This is a genomic window from Ekhidna sp., from assembly GCF_963691765.1.
GTDB lineage: Bacteria > Bacteroidota > Bacteroidia > Cytophagales > Cyclobacteriaceae > Ekhidna.
Genome location: NZ_OY829375.1, coordinates 251,917 through 267,189 on the forward strand (window position 1 = coordinate 251,917; position 15,273 = coordinate 267,189).

The window sequence follows — 15,273 nt, forward strand, 5'->3', positions numbered from 1 at the left end:
AGCAGCATGAGTCATATAATCAAGCTCGCGCGCATTCAAATTATTGTGATAGCAATATTCTTTATCATGAAGAAGTTTGTCAGGCCTTTCGTTCTTGAAAGTGACTTTCATCCTTTGGCAGATATAGTTGTATACTCATTCCCCAACCTGTGCGAAGGTATTATTGGAGTACTCTCCGCAACCTATGTTTTACTTTATCTCAATCTGAGAAGTCTGCGATGGAGCGAAAAAGCCATTTATTTAATTGCCACATTCCTCGCTGGCATTTACGTGATTACTCAGGAATTTAAAATTCATAACATTGGTGGCAACAACATATTTGATCCATACGATGTACTCTTCTCTATAATTGGATTGCTTATTGGATTGGGCATAATTCTTAGGATCAAGCCTAAACTTACCGCTGCAACTTCCGACCAATAAAACAATAATCTACCCAGAATTACCTTCCATGTAATCCTGCTTTTTGTCCATTGCACCTTTGCTTACCTTTTTGGAAATTTTACTTTTATGAGAATTATAGTCACCTTTTCGTTAGTTGCAGTATCACTATTTTCATTTGCGCAGGATGTTCCGGGATATTCTGGAAAATTCAATGCCATTGATCGCTTATTGTCCCCACCAAATTCCTATCGAACAGCGTCTGGGGCGCCCGGAGAAAACTATTGGCAGCAGCGCGCTGACTATAAGATCAAAGCTTCGATAGATGAAAATACCAATGAACTAGTAGGCGAAGAGACCATTACCTACTTCAATAATTCTCCACACACGTTAAAGTTCTTGTGGCTGAATATTGAGCAAAATGTTAATAGAAAAGAAAACGAAGATTTCGGAGATGTTCTCGGCGGTGTGAGGGATTCAATCAGTTCGCTTCAAATGCAATACCTGGTTCGTCCGATTGATTTTCCAGCTGGTACAGATATTGAGTGGGTAAAAGGTGCCAACGGAAAGGGACTAGACTATATCGTTAACAATACCTTACTACGAATCAACCTACCTGAACCTCTCAAGTCCGGAGAAAATGTGACCTTTTCTATCAAATGGAAAAATTACATCACAGATAGAGCAAACTTTCTTCTTTCACGTGAAGGGTATGAATATTTCCCGGAAGACAATAATAAAGTATTTCTCTTGGGTCATTGGTTTCCAAGAATGGCCGTTTACAACGACACTGAAGGTTGGCAAAACAAACAGTTCAGAAGATTGGGAGAATTCGCCCTTGAGTTCGGTGATTATGATGTAGAACTAACTGTACCTGAAGATCATGTTGTGGCAGGTACAGGAACGCTTACAAACGAATCAGAAGTATTAACTAAGACCCAAAGAGATCGAATGGCAAAAGCCAGAAAGTCTTTTGACGAACAACTATTTATCATCACTCCAGAGGAAGCAAGAGCAAACGAAAAGACCAAAAAGAAAGGTACCAAAACGTGGAAGTTTCGAGCTGAAAATGTGCGAGATGTAGCCTTTGCTAGTTCCAGAAAATTCATCTGGGATGCTCAAGCAGTAAAACTTCCTACAAACACAGTTATGGCAATGTCATTCTATCCTAAAGAAGGTTTGCCAGTGTGGACAGAAGAATCAACCAACGGTGTTAAGCAAGCATTGGAGGTTTATTCAGAAGCTACATTTGATTACCCATATCCTGTAGCTATCTCTGTAAATACTTCAAACATTGGAATGGAATTCCCCATGATTTCTTTCAATGGTGGCCGTCCTGTAAATGGTGAAATAAGCGAACAGGCTCGCAGAGGGATGACTAGCACAATCATTCACGAAGTAGGTCACAACTGGTTTCCAATGATTGTAAGCTCCGATGAACGTAAGTGGATGTGGATGGATGAGGGACTCAATACGTTCCTACATCAACGAACGCTAGCAGAGCGCTATCCGCATTGGTCTAGCACCACACCTAAAGACATTATTCCTTTCATGATGGGAGATCAAAAGACACTTCGTCCAATCATGACCAATTCTGACAATGATTTATTGTTCCAAATGGGAGCCAACTTTTATCAAAAACCAACAGTTGGTCTACAAATGCTTCGACAAACTATTGTTGGAAAAGAGTTGTTTGATGCTGCATTCAAAGAGTATGCAAACCGCTGGAAATACAAGCACCCTAACCCTTCAGACTTCTTCAGGACATTAGAAGATGGCACCGCTACAGATCTGGATTGGTTTTTTAAGGGGTGGTTCTTCACGACTGAAACGATAGATATTGACCTGGCTGAGGTAAAATGGTATCAGCTTAGAGAAGAGCAAAACAACGTAGAAAACAAGCGCCAAAAAGGGAGTACCAAAAGAATCTCAGGCTCGAGCAAAGGTGCTGAAGGCAACGATTTTAGTGATGGTCCACAACCCTTCTCTGTTGCTCCTTCTGGAGCTGGAAATTATGGTCAATTTCTCAGCCGACTAGATGAAGGTGAAATGAGAGATCAGCTTTCTGGAAAGCACATTTATGAATTGAAACTTAAGAACAAAGGCGGCCTTGTGATGCCTGTTATTATTGAATGGACGTATACCGACGGAACGAAAGAGGTTCAGCAACTTCCTGCTGAGATTTGGAGACTAAACGAAGCAGAGGTAACCAAGACATTCTTAAAAGAAAAAGAGGTCACTAGCATTGCAATTGATCCTAATCAAAAGCTTCCGGATGTAAATCTTGAGAATAATGTTTTCCCAAGGCCGAAGCAAAGTGATAAATTTGAGGAAATGAAAAAGGAGTAAGATTCTTACTCCTTCTGGTTACAAAAATCAGAATTAACGTATCAACCAATACAAACCACCGCTTATTATTATGACTGAAGATGGAGACATTTTACCTAGAATTAGATTTAATACACAAACTGGGTTATTGAAAATAGAAGGTCGTTCAACCATGCGAGATGTGCAGGATTTTTATCTTCCTATCATTGAGCAAGTCAAAAACACCACTGTTCCAACATTCATTGTTGAAATCAAACTAGAGCACTTTGATACCGGCACTATGAAGTGTCTTTATCAATTAATGCTGGCATTGAAAGACAAACAAGCAATGGGTGCTACTCTCTTGATTCGATGGTTCAGTGATTCAGGAGACGATGACCATAAAGAACTTGGAGAAGACCTTGAAACTAAAGCAGGAATTCCATTCCAATATGTGAATAACAAGTAAAAAGGATGTAGTTTAACCTGACTATCAAATGGCAGGCATTTACTACAAAACCGCATTACTTCTCATATTCTTTGGGCATGGAATTATCTATTCCGTAATCCTTGCTGTACGATTCCTTAAAACCAAAGAAGTATCCCAGAAATGGTTGGCGATGCTGATCTTCTTAGCAACGTTATACATAACCCCTTGGATGCTTGGGCATTCCGGCTGGTACGCAAAAGATGGCTACAGAGAATTCTTGTTTTTTGTTCCTTTCCATCAACTCTTCCTTATCGGGCCTATCGTTTATTTCTACGTACAGAGTCTGATCCGTTCGGAATTCAAATTAGAAAGACGTGATTATCTTCATTTTGCCCCAGCAGGTTTCTACTTCATTTATTCTTTGATAGTCTTCATCGTAGACTTCTGGATTTTGGATGAATTCTACTTCTATTCAGATTATAGAGATAAAGATCTTTCTCCATGGTACCAGATAACAGGTACCTTTTCAATGTTGTCATACACTGTACTATCATACAAGAACTATTTATCGTATAAATCCAGGATTCTTGATGAAGTAAGTTTTGCAGATAGTATCAAATTCAATTGGTTGAAGCGATTTCTTCTTGCATTGGCTCTCATTCTCAGTTTAAGAGTCATTTTCATGATAGCGCTTCCAAATTGGGGAGACTTTGGTTTAAAATGGTGGTATTACGTATCCTTTGCTTGCATCTTCTACTACATCACATTCGCTGGCTATACCAATAGCATTTGGACCTCTCTGGCCTATCAACTTCCATCCCTCACTCCTGCTCCGGAAGTAGACACCAAAACGAAAGAACTGAGATCAATTGAGGTTGACGAATGGAAAAAGAAAATCAATAGCTATGTCATCGATCAACGTGCTTATAAAAATCCAAGACTTACACTTCAAGATTTAGCCAATCATCTAGAAACTAACCCTCGCACGATATCGCAATCCATTAATCAGGGATTTAACATGAATTTTAATGACTATGTGAATGAAGCTAGACTCACGGAAGTCAAAACCAGAATGGAGCAGGGAGACCACCATAAATACACACTTCTCAGCATCGCATTAGATTGTGGATTCAATTCGAAAAGTACATTCAATCGAGTTTTTAAATTCCAGACAAATATGACTCCAAATGCCTACCTTAAAATGCTTGAAAATATAGGTGCCAAATCATGATTTGGAGCGATTGCGAGGATTGTTAAGCTCAGCTTTACATTCAAAAAACTCATGAAACACATTCTTACATCATTATTGATAGGACTAACAATTCTGAGTCAGGCTCAGTTGCTTGACCCAAAGACGAAAGACGAGTTGGATGAACTAATCCAAAGTCAAGTACAGGATACGCTTGCACCTGGACTAGCAATAGGCATCGTAAAAGATGGCAAGATTATTTATGAAGCATATTCCGGCTATGCCGACCTAAAAAACAGCACACCTTTAGACGGTACTTCCAGGTTTAATTATGCTTCCAGTGGCAAGCAATTCACAGCTTTGGCTATCCTTACTTTAATTGAGAAAGGAGACCTTAAACTAGATGATGATATCCGCAAATACTTACCAGAATTTTATCCCGATGTTGAAGAGAAGATAGAAATTCAGCACCTAATCACGCATACCAGTGGCATTAGAGACATTTATCATCTATGGAATCTTCAAGGCATCACCTGGTGGGAAGAGTCTCTTTCAAATGATGATGCACTTAAGTTACTTTCCAAACAAGAAGAATTGAGCTTCAAGCCTGGAAAACTGTACTTATATAGTAACTCGAACTATTTAATACTCACTGAAATCATCAAGCAAGTGACAGGCATTTCCTTTGATTCGTTCATGAGAAACTTGTTTAATAACCTTGGCATGTCGGACACTGCATTCGAACCCAACCATGAAGACATCCCAAAGCGAGTCCTTCCGTACGGCTATTGGAAAAGGTACCGTATGTACGAATGGAATGCTGACCTAATTGGTGATGGTGCGTTATTTACTTCCTTACCTAACCAATTGAGATGGGAGGCAATGCTTCAAAATGAAAAGAGCGATTTCCTATCCAAAAAATCAATCAAACAAAGTCAAAAAACTATAGCTTCCTCCAGCATTACAAATTATGGATATGGATTAGAATTTGAAGAAGGAAAATCTTTCCATCACGGTTCTACTGGTGCCTATGGCGCCACATTTGCGAGATACTCAAATGAAAATTTATCCATTGTAGTTATGACTAACTACTCGAATATTATTGCAAGTATGATCACAGATAAATGTTACGAGATTTTGTCTGGAACTACCTTCCCTGCTCCTTCACCAAGAAAGCCACAAACCATCGGGAACTTTGTTTCAGTGGAAGAACTTCTTGGCACCTACAAAACATCCGGTGGGTACTATTATCGATTTGTAGAAAGATCCGACACGCTCTTTTTGGAACGAACAAACAGAGAACCTGTGGCGCTGGAGCATGAGAAAGGAAATATATATCATGAAATCAATGATCCTGATTTCCAACAACAATTCACCATAGACCCAGAGGTTGGCATGCAGGTTACGGCCTATTATCCAACTCATGACTCATATACGCTCACTAAGCACGACATCTCTTGGGAAGATTATGATTATGCAAAATTGAATGGCAAGTATTACAGCGATGAGCTTAATGTAAACTTTGAAGTTAAGCATGTATCAGGAGAAACCTACAATATCATTTTCGACTATAAGACCTATACGATTCAAGCATTTGAACCAAATATATTGTGGGTAAAGGGGTTTAAGGCGGATGTGGTCAATGGTGCATTCATGCTAAGTAGCAGTCGCAATCTAAATATGAGATTTAAAAAGAAGTAAACAAAAAAGCCCTCTCAATACCAGAATAAAAAAATCATAACTAAATCCATTTGCTTTGACCGGTTTCATCAAATACTTTTAGACTCTATAATTACCTTGTATATATTCTCTTAATTAATGCGAAGATTTCGAACTGCAACCTTAATATTATTTGCTTTAACTGTGATCTCTTCCGGCTTAATCATTATTGATGATTTCTTAGGTCCAAGTTCCAAGTTTGAGCTGATTTTTCCTGAATTAATCTTCTACTTCGCATGGATTATTGGTCTGATGTCTGCGATAAGTAGCATAATATTTTCATTTAAAACCAATAAAAAATTTCCTGCAATAGTTCTTATCGTAATATCAATTCCATGGATTTTTCCCCCAATTTTTCTCTCACCTTTTGGAGCGATTTGCCTGATATTATTTTATATAATAATTCCATTCATCCTATTTAGTCAAACCCATGCGAAAACATAGGCTTCAACTACCCTCGTGGTTCAAACCAAATATACTTCTCTTCATTGCGAGGGAAGTATTACATAATCAATCTTGAGTTAATTGGGATTCAAGCATCTTCCTATGTCAGATTAAGAATGATGTAACCAAATATTGTGGGTAAAGGGGTTTAAGGCGGATGTGGTCGACGATGCCTTCCTGCTAAGCAGTAGTCGCAATCTAAATGTGAGATTTAAAAAGAAGTAAACAAAAAGCCCTCTCAATACAAAGAGGGCCGTTCTAGCTTAGGTAGGTTAGTTTAGCTATTCTTTTGTTCCCTGAACAGTGACACCGAATTGCTTCAGTTCCATGCTCATGGTTGGTTTTTCACCAGAGTTGTCAAAGGTAATAACAACTTGGCCATCTAAAGATACCCATTTATCTTCTTTCGGCATTACAACTACATTCATACCTGCTGCAGGCACTTGTGCCTTTACCAGTCCATCTTCATTTTCCATTATTGCCTGGATATTGAAGTTTGCTATGTTGTACGTGCCATAAATAAATTCAGGCACCTCAACTCCAGCCATGCGATCTTTCAAAGGAGGATAAAAATTATCAGTATCATCCAAATCTGGCAAGCTAGAGTTCACTGCTATTGATTCGATCTTTTTGTATTCAGGAATAGAAACAACAAACTTATCTTTTCCAGCCATGGTCTTGCCAGACATAGACACAGTGTAGTCAGTGCCGTCATTGTATTTCACATCTACTTTTACCGGCACTGGCCTATTTCCTAGATTGGCAACTGTAAGCTTGTCCTTTTTGATACCTTCAATTTTCACATTAGGGAATCCATACTCAAAGAACCATGGCTTCCATAGCCAGCTTAAATCCTGTCCACTTACATTCTCAAAAGTGTAGAAGAAATCAAATGGAATTGGAGATTTTTTTGCCCAGCGCGTAATGTATTCCTTATATGCTTTGTAAAACATTTCATCACCCAAGTGGTAGTGCAACATTGAATAAATGAAAGAAGGAAGTGGATATGCTGAATAGCCGTAATTGGTACCGTCCATGAACTGCGAAGAAGTGAACAATGGTACATCTTCATATTGCCCTTGCATGCCTCCAACACTTCCTTTGTAATTAGTAAACAAGTCGGTGGTATCGTTACGAAAGAAACGAGTAGTAACTAAAGCGGTGATATAATCCGCCCATCCTTCATCCATCCAGGCAAACCTTCTTTCATTTGTTCGCACATACATAGGGAAGTACATGTGGAACATTTCATGAACAGTTACTCCCAGTCCTGGACCTCCATTGTATGCCATCATTGGGAATTCCATTCCACCTCCTCCAAGGCCAATAAACGTAGTAAATCTTGGATATGGGTATGGTACACCAGGAATATCTTCAGAGAAGTGCTTCATCGTCTTCTGCTGATTAGGTGTCATCGCAGCATATGCTTGTGGATTGCCTGTAGGATATACTGAACTAATTAATACATCTCTTCCATCTACTCGCTGAGAAGCAGCATTCCAATCGTAGTGATCACTCATTGCAAAAGCAAAGTCTGATACTTCGTCAGCTTTGAACTTCCAAACGCCAGATTTGTGCGCAAAGCCATCTTTCAAATCGCTTCCACTAATAATATCTAAAGGTTGTGTAGCAGTAAGTGCTTCGTTGTATCGTTTCAGTATCTCATCATTGAATACTTCCTCTGGATTTTGCAGCACTCCAGTAGACCATACAGTGAAAGACTCAGGAACTGTAAACTCCACATTGAAGTTTGCGAGGTTGTTGTAGAACTCAGTTCTGAACGAGTAATTCTGCGTGTCCCAGCCAAATACATCATCATAAACCGCCAATTGAGGATACCAGTATGCTACGAAGAAAGAAGTACTGTCTGCAACTCCGGTTCTACGATTAGTATATGGTACAAACTGCTCCCAGTTGATAGCTAAATCGATATTGTCCCCACTTTTCAGTGATTCAGATAGACGTATGAAAATATTCGTTCCATTTCTCGTGAATGACCTGCTTTCCATATCTACAGAGTCGCCGCGAACTTTTACCATGTGAAGGGTCACTCCCTCATCTACGTCCCTGTCATCTACACGAGAAGCTCGAGGATTTCCTTTTCTATATACATCGTTATAAAGCCTAACAACGATTGTGTTAAGATCATCTGGGCTATTGTTTGTGTAGGTAATGTTAGAAGTACCGCTGATCCCTCGTGTTTCAGGATCTATGGATACTTTGATGTCATAATCAACTGTATTGTGCCAGTAGTTTGGGCCGGGCTTCCCATCATAAGATCGGGTGCCTTTGTCATATGCTTGCTTCATCTCCTTCGGCATGAACATCCGCTGCTCTTGGGCCATTAAAGACGTGCAAAGCGTCAATGCAATAATCGTTAGTAGGTGTTTCATAGGTGTTACTTTATCAAATAGTGGCGTAAAGAAAATAAAAAGGATCAGGATAGTGGCAGCCGCTTGTCAAAAAGGACTAGTTGCTGAAACAGAAATTACTTGATCAATACTCATTTAAATACGCCAGATGTAAATTAGCTTAATCATGCGTCGACAGTTGCTAAATTCCATCTTTGTTTGCCTTACATTTCTGTCAGCAGGTTTTCTACTGCTTTATTTCGAACTGGTAGGATATGGCCTCTCCTTCTTCGTATTTCTACCGTTCGTTCTTGGATACGTAGTTGGTAAGTCTGCTCTTAAAACTATCAGACTTATTGGGCTAGTAATTTCACTGCTTATCTTCTTTGTGCTTCTCATTATTGGCGGACTAGAAGGGATGGTCTGTGTCTTGATGGCACTGCCACTTGTGATAGTAGCAGTTGCTCTAGGGTTTTTAATCAGATACCTAAATAAACCTCGAAAACAAAAATCTAGTGACATTTTAAAATCCTCTTTACTACCATTTCTACTTTTCTTGTCTCTAGGAACAATAGAACATAAACTTACTGAAGGAAAAGAGGCGATAGTTGAAATTGAAAGTACAATAGAGTTAGCATATACACCAATTCAAGTTTATGATGCAATTAAATCTGTTGATACATTAATTGCAGAAAAACCTTTCTTGATGAAGCTAGATCTTCCTATCCCTCATAAATGTATTTTGCATGAGGAAAGAGTTGGAGGATTAAGAACTTGCTATTTTAAAAATGGAAAAATAGTTGAGCGAGTCACAGCATTAGAAAGAGGTAAAACATTAAAAATGGATGTGATTGAATACCAACTCACTGGACGAAAGTGGTTCGAATTCAAAGAAGCCATATATACTTTCGAAGAATTAAAGAACGGTGGATGTAAAATGACTAGAATTACCACCTATTCATCTGAGCTTTACCCAAGATTTTACTGGCAGCCACTTGAAAAAATTGGAATCGAACAAGAGCATGAATTTGTATTCAGAAATCTTGCAAACGACCTGGAAAGAATCCATGGAAAATAGAATCTAAAGTGCCCAAAACCCAATTAAAAACCTTAGACATAATCTTACTTGGCTTTCAGGTCCTGGTAGTTGGCTACGGCCTATTCATCAATTGTTATCTGGTTGCAATGAATTACACCAACCTAAGAATTCTTCCTAAGGCATTTCCAGTATTCTCACAAAACAACTTTATCATGATCGGCTTCTATTTGTTCATGATACTAATAACAATCATTTTATATAAAAGATATAAGAGGTATAAGCTTGCGATTCTATTAGTTATAACACTTATTGCGAAACAGATCATACTCATTTTCTTTCCGCTTTACTAAAGTATTTTAATTCCACTAATAGGTTCATTATATTGATTTCAAAAAAATGTAGATGAAAGTACTACTATCCATTATCGTCATACTTCTTTCTAGTCAAGCTTATGGTCAATTGATTCTATCCGAAAATAAGGATGAAATGGCAAAGCTCTTAAACGAACATCTTGAACTAAAAAATTTTCGATTTCAGTCATTGGGTGATCATTATGAAACTGACTCAATTACAGCAGATTCCTTAATGGTTGAAGATTTTAGAATAGCTGATCTTAATCACGATGGCGTAAATGATCTTTATGCTATGGGTAACGTTGATGAATCTTCCAGAAAACATACTAAACATGTTTTTATTGCTACAGTTGATGGAAACTCATTGAGACAAACTAGCATAGGTAATCACTTTTTTACGAGACATCAAGCATATCAATACCCTAGAATCATCACTCATAATCAACGTGATTATTTGATGGTAACATATAAAATTGAAGATACTTACTGTCAGAAAAAAGAAAATGTATTTCAATCGGATACACTTTATGTTAGAGATGACTATTTGGTACCAAAACCGAATTATGTAAATGAGGATTTCGAATCACTGATCATCAAAGGAAGTTCATGCTTTGGAACATGCCCAGTATTTGAAATGACAATCAATCATTCAGGAAAAGTAAAATTTAAAGGATTAGCCTATACAAATGTGAGGGGTAGAACGAGTCTAAAGTTCGATACAAAACAAATTGAATTTATCAATGATGCTCTTAAAAGCATAGATTTCAAGAACCTCAAAGACTATTATGCCATTTGTGCTTCTGATAATCCTACTGTTAATATATCCGTTACTTTTAAAGATGGTAGTTCATACTCAATTAAAGATTATGGGCGAGCTGGAACATTAAGTCTACGCTTATTTTACAACTATATTTTTGATCTTTTACGGAAATATGAATTAACAAAAAAAGCCTAAACATAACATTCAGGCTTTTATAATTATCAATTTCTAATTCCTATTTCGCCTTACCCTTCGGGTCTGGCTTTTTAACTGCAGTTGGCTTGGCTGCCGTTTTTGCAGCTGGCTTAGCTTCTGCTTTTACTTCCTCCGCTGCTTGAATTAAGCCAGGATCTTTAGCCATGCTACCCAAGAACTCTGGCAAATCAAGACCCGCCTGTTTTGCTAACTCATGGATTGGTGGAAGTGCTCCGATGTAATTTCTAAGGAAACTGGAAGTAGTGTTCTGATCCTTTCCATTAGAGCCTGAATCCCAAACGGTGATCTTATCAATCTTAAGGTTAGATAAAGCCTCTGTCTGTCTTGCCACAAGTGCATCAAGCTGTTCGAGTAATAATAGCGTAGCCGCAGACTTTCCGTCACCGCCACATGCTTCGATAATCTCTCGATATCCCTTCGCCTTAGCCGCTAACAAGTCTTCCATACCTTTCGACTCAGCTTCAAACTTCATCAATGTACCGTCAGCCTCTCCTTTTGCAATTCTTCTGATCTCTTCAGCACGTGCCTCTGCATCAATGATTTGCTTCTCTTTATTGATCTCGTTTCGAACAATCTCTTCTTTTTGTAATTTGATCTTCTCAGCTTCTTTCTCCGCAGCTAAGATATTTTTCAACGCATTCGCCTCTGCTACTTGGCTTTCCTCTCTTGCTAGTGCTTCACGCTTCGCTAGCTCAGCTTGAGCTTCCGCTTCAATCGCTCGTGACTTATTTTCTCCCTGGATCGCCTCGGCCTCATACTCAGCAACAGATATACGCTTTTGAGCTTCCGCTTTCTTTCTACCCTCTTCACTCAAGGCGTTTTCATTCGCAATCTGAACCGCCTTTTCTCTTTCTGCTTTAGCCTCTCCTAAGCTTGCTTGAGTCTCTAACCCAGCAATCGCTACCCTCTTAGATGCCTCTGCATCTTTTACACCTTGCTCAGATTCAGCTACTTCATTCGCAACCTGTACATCTTTTTCCTTACTAGCCTTTGCTTCTCCCATCGCTCCGGATGCTTCCTGCTCAGCAACCTCTACTCTTGCTTTGTTCACAGCTTCAGCAGCAGCCTTCTGACCGATCGCCTCGATATAGCCTGACTCATCCGTAATATCTTTGATGTTTACGTTGATCAGCTCTAAACCAATTTTATTAAGCTCAGAAGCTACGTGCTTATTAATTAACTGAAGGAACTGCTCTCGATCTTTATTAATTTCTTCAATTGAAAGTGTCGCAATCACCAATCTCAACTGACCGATAATAATATCCAAAGCCTGTGTTTTTACTTCTTCATCTTCAAGACCCAAAAGTCTCTCAGCAGCATTAAGCATGATGCCTTGTTCTGTAGATACACCGACAGTAAACGTACTTGGGGTATTGATACGGATATTCTGCTTAGATAAAGCCCCCTGAAGATCTATGTCTATCGGAATAGGACTCAAATTCAGAAATGAATAATCCTGAATGATCGGTAGAATAAAAGCACCTCCTCCATGCACACATTTCGCACTTTTTGAGCCGCTAACTTTTCCATATACTACCAAAATCTTGTTGGAAGGACATCGCTTATAGCGCGCGATGAAAATGAGTAACAGCAGCGCCATAACAAGAATTATGACACCAAATACACTGGTTATAAACTCCATTTAACTTTCTTCATTATAAGGTTCAACGACTAATTTATTATCAACCAAATCAAAGACAATCACCTTCGATCCAGTATCAATTTTATCTGCATGTGAGATAGCTCTTACAATCTTTAATCTTTCTTGAATCATCACCTCTACTTGTCCTTCGCCTTCTCCTTTCGGTGGAATTCCTAAATATACTTTCCCAACTTTTCCAATGGCATTGGAAAGCTGAATGTTCCCACTTGATTCCCAGTTTTTGAGACGCTTCAGTATATAAATACTACCAACATAGGTAACTAAGCCCGCTAGAACGGCAAGTGCCAATACAATCCATTGATCAAAAACAGTGAAATCATTGGCTAGGTAGCCGGTCCAGCCACCTACACAAAAGAAGCCCACCAAGGAATTGAATGAGAAAAAATCAAGGCCAACATCGATCTCATCGATATCGAATCCAATGATGTTGAATAGGATGATTAACCCCAGCAATCCGCTGGAAATGGTAGCGACATACCAATACAATTCTACCATAGTGGTTTATAAGCGATAGTTGTACAAGTGATGAACTTACAAGAAGCTCTAACAATTTCAGACATAATGTCCTTAGCAATTATATTTTATATCTGGGTGAATCCAAATAATATTTGAGCGTTTATGGTGAAAGGCTTCATTCTAAACTAAATGGATTCAATAATCCTTGACACATCGTACAGAATTATACAGGTTCTTACCTCCTTTCCAACGTTGCAACTTCACCCAACGATAATTGACTTTCCAATCTAAGGCAGACGATTCATCCAATTCATTAGAGGACCAAAATATTGAAGGCTTGATTACATTGAATTCACTTTCATTTGTTCCATTCAAACCTGTGCTTTTTAAGTGCTGCCCTGCTTCAGAAACTCCTCCGTAGAGCGAAGCCAAAACAAACCATTCATCGTCAGAAGGTAAATGCCACCCATTTGGACATACCTCTATTGCTGAATACCACGTATAAAGTCTTCCAAATTGCTCACAGTTCATATCTGTTGAATTCTTACACTTCGAATTGCCTGATTCATAATTCAAATTAGTTGTCATCCACGTCATTGACGAGGGTATTTTATCCAATTCGATTCGATATTCAAGCCTGGATCCAGAAGTATACGTGCCGTATTCATCGTGATCTACTAATGCTTCTGACTTATCTACTTTGTAGGTAATCGTTTCATAAACTTTACCATCACGCCCATCTTTAAATGAACCTTTTGTTTGGGCAACCAAAGGGGAAATCACAATAAGAATAAGTATCTGCAAAAATGTTCTCATAGTCTGATATTTGAGATTACAACTTAAACCAGTTCAAGGATTCTTGGCTGTTAAATAATCTTAAATCAGCTATTTTAGGATCAATTAAAGGATTAGAGGCAATATGACTTTTGAAGAAGCAATAGAAGTTTTAAACAAAAACAAAGATCAGGAAACCAAGAAATACATGCTTAAGCTGTTTGATGGCTTTATCAAAGTATTGGAGGCGCTGAAAGCTCGAGATTTGACAAATGAGCAAGTCAAGGATATTGAACAAAAGCTTGATGAATTGGAGTTAGCAACTGATCTTGAGAATAAGAAGAAATTCTTTACCTCTAAATACGGTGAGTTCACGAAGTATTTGGAAACTGAATATTCATGGGTAACCGAAGGGCACTATATGCGACAAGGAATGATGTATGGAATGATGTTCGGTCCAGGCATTGGATTAACTTTCGGAACAATGTTTGGGGCTATTTGGATATCAATAGGGCTGTCGATGGGCGTAGGAATGGGAATGGCGTTGGGAATTGCTTTTGGCTCATTAAAAGACAATGAAGCCAAGAAAGAAGGTCGTGTCTTATCGTAATCTTATGCCGCGGAAGCTCATAATTTTACTACTCTTTACCGGATGTGCGGGAACTCATCATTCATTGGACCTGGAGAGGCAGCAATATCCCGAATTCTCAATAGGTCATTGGTATTCCTCAAACATTTACACTTTTGAAGATTCAATCGTGTACCAAAGAGGTTGGACCGATGGTACAGGAATGAGTGGCCGATTTAAAGCTTTCACATGGGAAAGAAACGACTCGATAGTAAACCTCACTCCTATTACTAGATTTTATAGAAATAAATATCGCGACGGTCTTTCGTTCCGATTGTATAGTAAGAGCGCTCGAATGCAACTTCTAATACCTTTAGATAGCGTAAATAGCTTTAAAATGGAATTAAAAACTGAATTTGACAGTATTGTGTCCAATTACAAATTCATTCCAACAGAAGAAGAACAGCACATGATAGGCTTAGACTCTGCACACGTCTATCTCCAGTTTGAAAAAGAAGCATTTACTAAAACAATAAGACCTTTATCGGACCAAGTAGAAAAGTTAGGAATTTGGAGTGGAAGTGGATTCAAATAGCAACACTTATCACACTTCAAATAAGCAC

General features: G+C 38.6%; 13 protein-coding genes. 9 read left to right on the forward strand and 4 right to left on the reverse strand.

What is annotated here, in order from left to right; translation table 11 throughout:
- Positions 1–66 precede the first annotated feature (66 nt).
- The 5 genes from ACY650_RS01160 (at position 67) to ACY650_RS01180 (ending at position 6,008) form a co-directional block, all read left to right on the forward strand.
- On the forward strand, positions 67–423 hold the full coding sequence (locus ACY650_RS01160; RefSeq protein WP_462250901.1) for a hypothetical protein: 357 nt from the start codon (positions 67–69) through the stop codon (positions 421–423).
- Between the two features lie 87 nt (positions 424–510).
- On the forward strand, positions 511–2,730 hold the full coding sequence (locus tag ACY650_RS01165; RefSeq protein WP_462250903.1) for a M1 family metallopeptidase: 2,220 nt from the start codon (positions 511–513) through the stop codon (positions 2,728–2,730).
- A 70-nt stretch (positions 2,731–2,800) separates the two neighbouring features.
- Entirely contained in the window at positions 2,801–3,157 is a 357-nt protein-coding gene (locus ACY650_RS01170) for a SiaC family regulatory phosphoprotein (RefSeq protein WP_462250905.1), read from the forward strand.
- Between the two features lie 28 nt (positions 3,158–3,185).
- Positions 3,186–4,349, forward strand: a complete 1,164-nt coding sequence (locus ACY650_RS01175) for a helix-turn-helix domain-containing protein (protein WP_462250907.1) — start codon at positions 3,186–3,188, stop codon at positions 4,347–4,349.
- Positions 4,350–4,400: 51 nt separating this feature from the next.
- Positions 4,401–6,008, forward strand: coding sequence for a serine hydrolase domain-containing protein (locus ACY650_RS01180; RefSeq protein WP_462250909.1), 1,608 nt, complete (start codon positions 4,401–4,403; stop codon positions 6,006–6,008).
- Between the two features lie 743 nt (positions 6,009–6,751).
- Here ACY650_RS01180 and ACY650_RS01185 read toward each other — a convergent pair.
- Positions 6,752–8,863: a M1 family metallopeptidase gene (locus ACY650_RS01185; RefSeq protein ID WP_462250911.1), complete on the reverse strand. Its 2,112-nt coding sequence runs from the start codon at positions 8,861–8,863 to the stop codon at positions 6,752–6,754.
- Between the two features lie 145 nt (positions 8,864–9,008).
- On the opposite strand from ACY650_RS01185, the gene ACY650_RS01190 reads away from it, so the two are divergent.
- Positions 9,009–9,899, forward strand: a complete 891-nt coding sequence (locus tag ACY650_RS01190) for an SRPBCC family protein (protein ID WP_462250913.1) — start codon at positions 9,009–9,011, stop codon at positions 9,897–9,899.
- Between the two features lie 363 nt (positions 9,900–10,262).
- On the forward strand, positions 10,263–11,168 hold the full coding sequence (locus tag ACY650_RS01195) for a DUF6438 domain-containing protein (RefSeq protein ID WP_462250915.1): 906 nt from the start codon (positions 10,263–10,265) through the stop codon (positions 11,166–11,168).
- Positions 11,169–11,208: 40 nt separating this feature from the next.
- Here the strand turns inward: ACY650_RS01195 and ACY650_RS01200 are convergent, their stop codons facing one another.
- From ACY650_RS01200 to ACY650_RS01210, 3 genes are all read right to left on the reverse strand, one after another.
- Positions 11,209–12,789 (reverse strand): flotillin family protein, encoded by a 1,581-nt coding sequence (locus ACY650_RS01200; RefSeq protein WP_462250917.1) that lies wholly within the window; start codon positions 12,787–12,789, stop codon positions 11,209–11,211.
- A gap of 42 nt (positions 12,790–12,831) precedes the next feature.
- On the reverse strand, positions 12,832–13,347 hold the full coding sequence (locus ACY650_RS01205) for a hypothetical protein (protein ID WP_462250919.1): 516 nt from the start codon (positions 13,345–13,347) through the stop codon (positions 12,832–12,834).
- Positions 13,348–13,503: 156 nt separating this feature from the next.
- Positions 13,504–14,124 carry an FISUMP domain-containing protein gene (locus ACY650_RS01210; protein WP_462250921.1) on the reverse strand — a complete coding sequence of 207 codons (621 nt, stop codon included), beginning with the start codon at positions 14,122–14,124 and terminating at the stop codon, positions 13,504–13,506.
- Between the two features lie 103 nt (positions 14,125–14,227).
- Here ACY650_RS01210 and ACY650_RS01215 point away from each other — a divergent pair, with 103 nt between their 5' ends.
- Both ACY650_RS01215 and ACY650_RS01220 read left to right on the forward strand, forming a co-directional pair.
- Positions 14,228–14,692, forward strand: coding sequence for a hypothetical protein (locus tag ACY650_RS01215; protein ID WP_462250923.1), 465 nt, complete (start codon positions 14,228–14,230; stop codon positions 14,690–14,692).
- Between the two features lie 4 nt (positions 14,693–14,696).
- Positions 14,697–15,245, forward strand: coding sequence for a hypothetical protein (locus ACY650_RS01220; RefSeq protein ID WP_462250925.1), 549 nt, complete (start codon positions 14,697–14,699; stop codon positions 15,243–15,245).
- The last annotated feature ends 28 nt before the right edge of the window (positions 15,246–15,273 follow it).

Bases quoted from the DNA above. Each gene is read 5' to 3' on its own strand.
- ACY650_RS01175 (WP_462250907.1), top strand. From the start codon at position 3,186: ATGGCAGGCATTTACTACAAAACCGCATTACTTCTCATATTCTTTGGG.
- ACY650_RS01210 (WP_462250921.1), bottom strand. From the start codon at position 14,124: ATGAGAACATTTTTGCAGATACTTATTCTTATTGTGATTTCCCCTTTG.
- ACY650_RS01195 (WP_462250915.1), top strand. From the start codon at position 10,263: ATGAAAGTACTACTATCCATTATCGTCATACTTCTTTCTAGTCAAGCT.
- ACY650_RS01165 (WP_462250903.1), top strand. From the start codon at position 511: ATGAGAATTATAGTCACCTTTTCGTTAGTTGCAGTATCACTATTTTCA.
- ACY650_RS01200 (WP_462250917.1), bottom strand. From the start codon at position 12,789: ATGGCGCTGCTGTTACTCATTTTCATCGCGCGCTATAAGCGATGTCCT.
- ACY650_RS01205 (WP_462250919.1), bottom strand. From the start codon at position 13,347: ATGGTAGAATTGTATTGGTATGTCGCTACCATTTCCAGCGGATTGCTG.
- ACY650_RS01160 (WP_462250901.1), top strand. From the start codon at position 67: ATGAAGAAGTTTGTCAGGCCTTTCGTTCTTGAAAGTGACTTTCATCCT.
- ACY650_RS01190 (WP_462250913.1), top strand. From the start codon at position 9,009: ATGCGTCGACAGTTGCTAAATTCCATCTTTGTTTGCCTTACATTTCTG.
- ACY650_RS01220 (WP_462250925.1), top strand. From the start codon at position 14,697: ATGCCGCGGAAGCTCATAATTTTACTACTCTTTACCGGATGTGCGGGA.
- ACY650_RS01185 (WP_462250911.1), bottom strand. From the start codon at position 8,863: ATGAAACACCTACTAACGATTATTGCATTGACGCTTTGCACGTCTTTA.
- ACY650_RS01215 (WP_462250923.1), top strand. From the start codon at position 14,228: ATGACTTTTGAAGAAGCAATAGAAGTTTTAAACAAAAACAAAGATCAG.
- ACY650_RS01170 (WP_462250905.1), top strand. From the start codon at position 2,801: ATGACTGAAGATGGAGACATTTTACCTAGAATTAGATTTAATACACAA.
- ACY650_RS01180 (WP_462250909.1), top strand. From the start codon at position 4,401: ATGAAACACATTCTTACATCATTATTGATAGGACTAACAATTCTGAGT.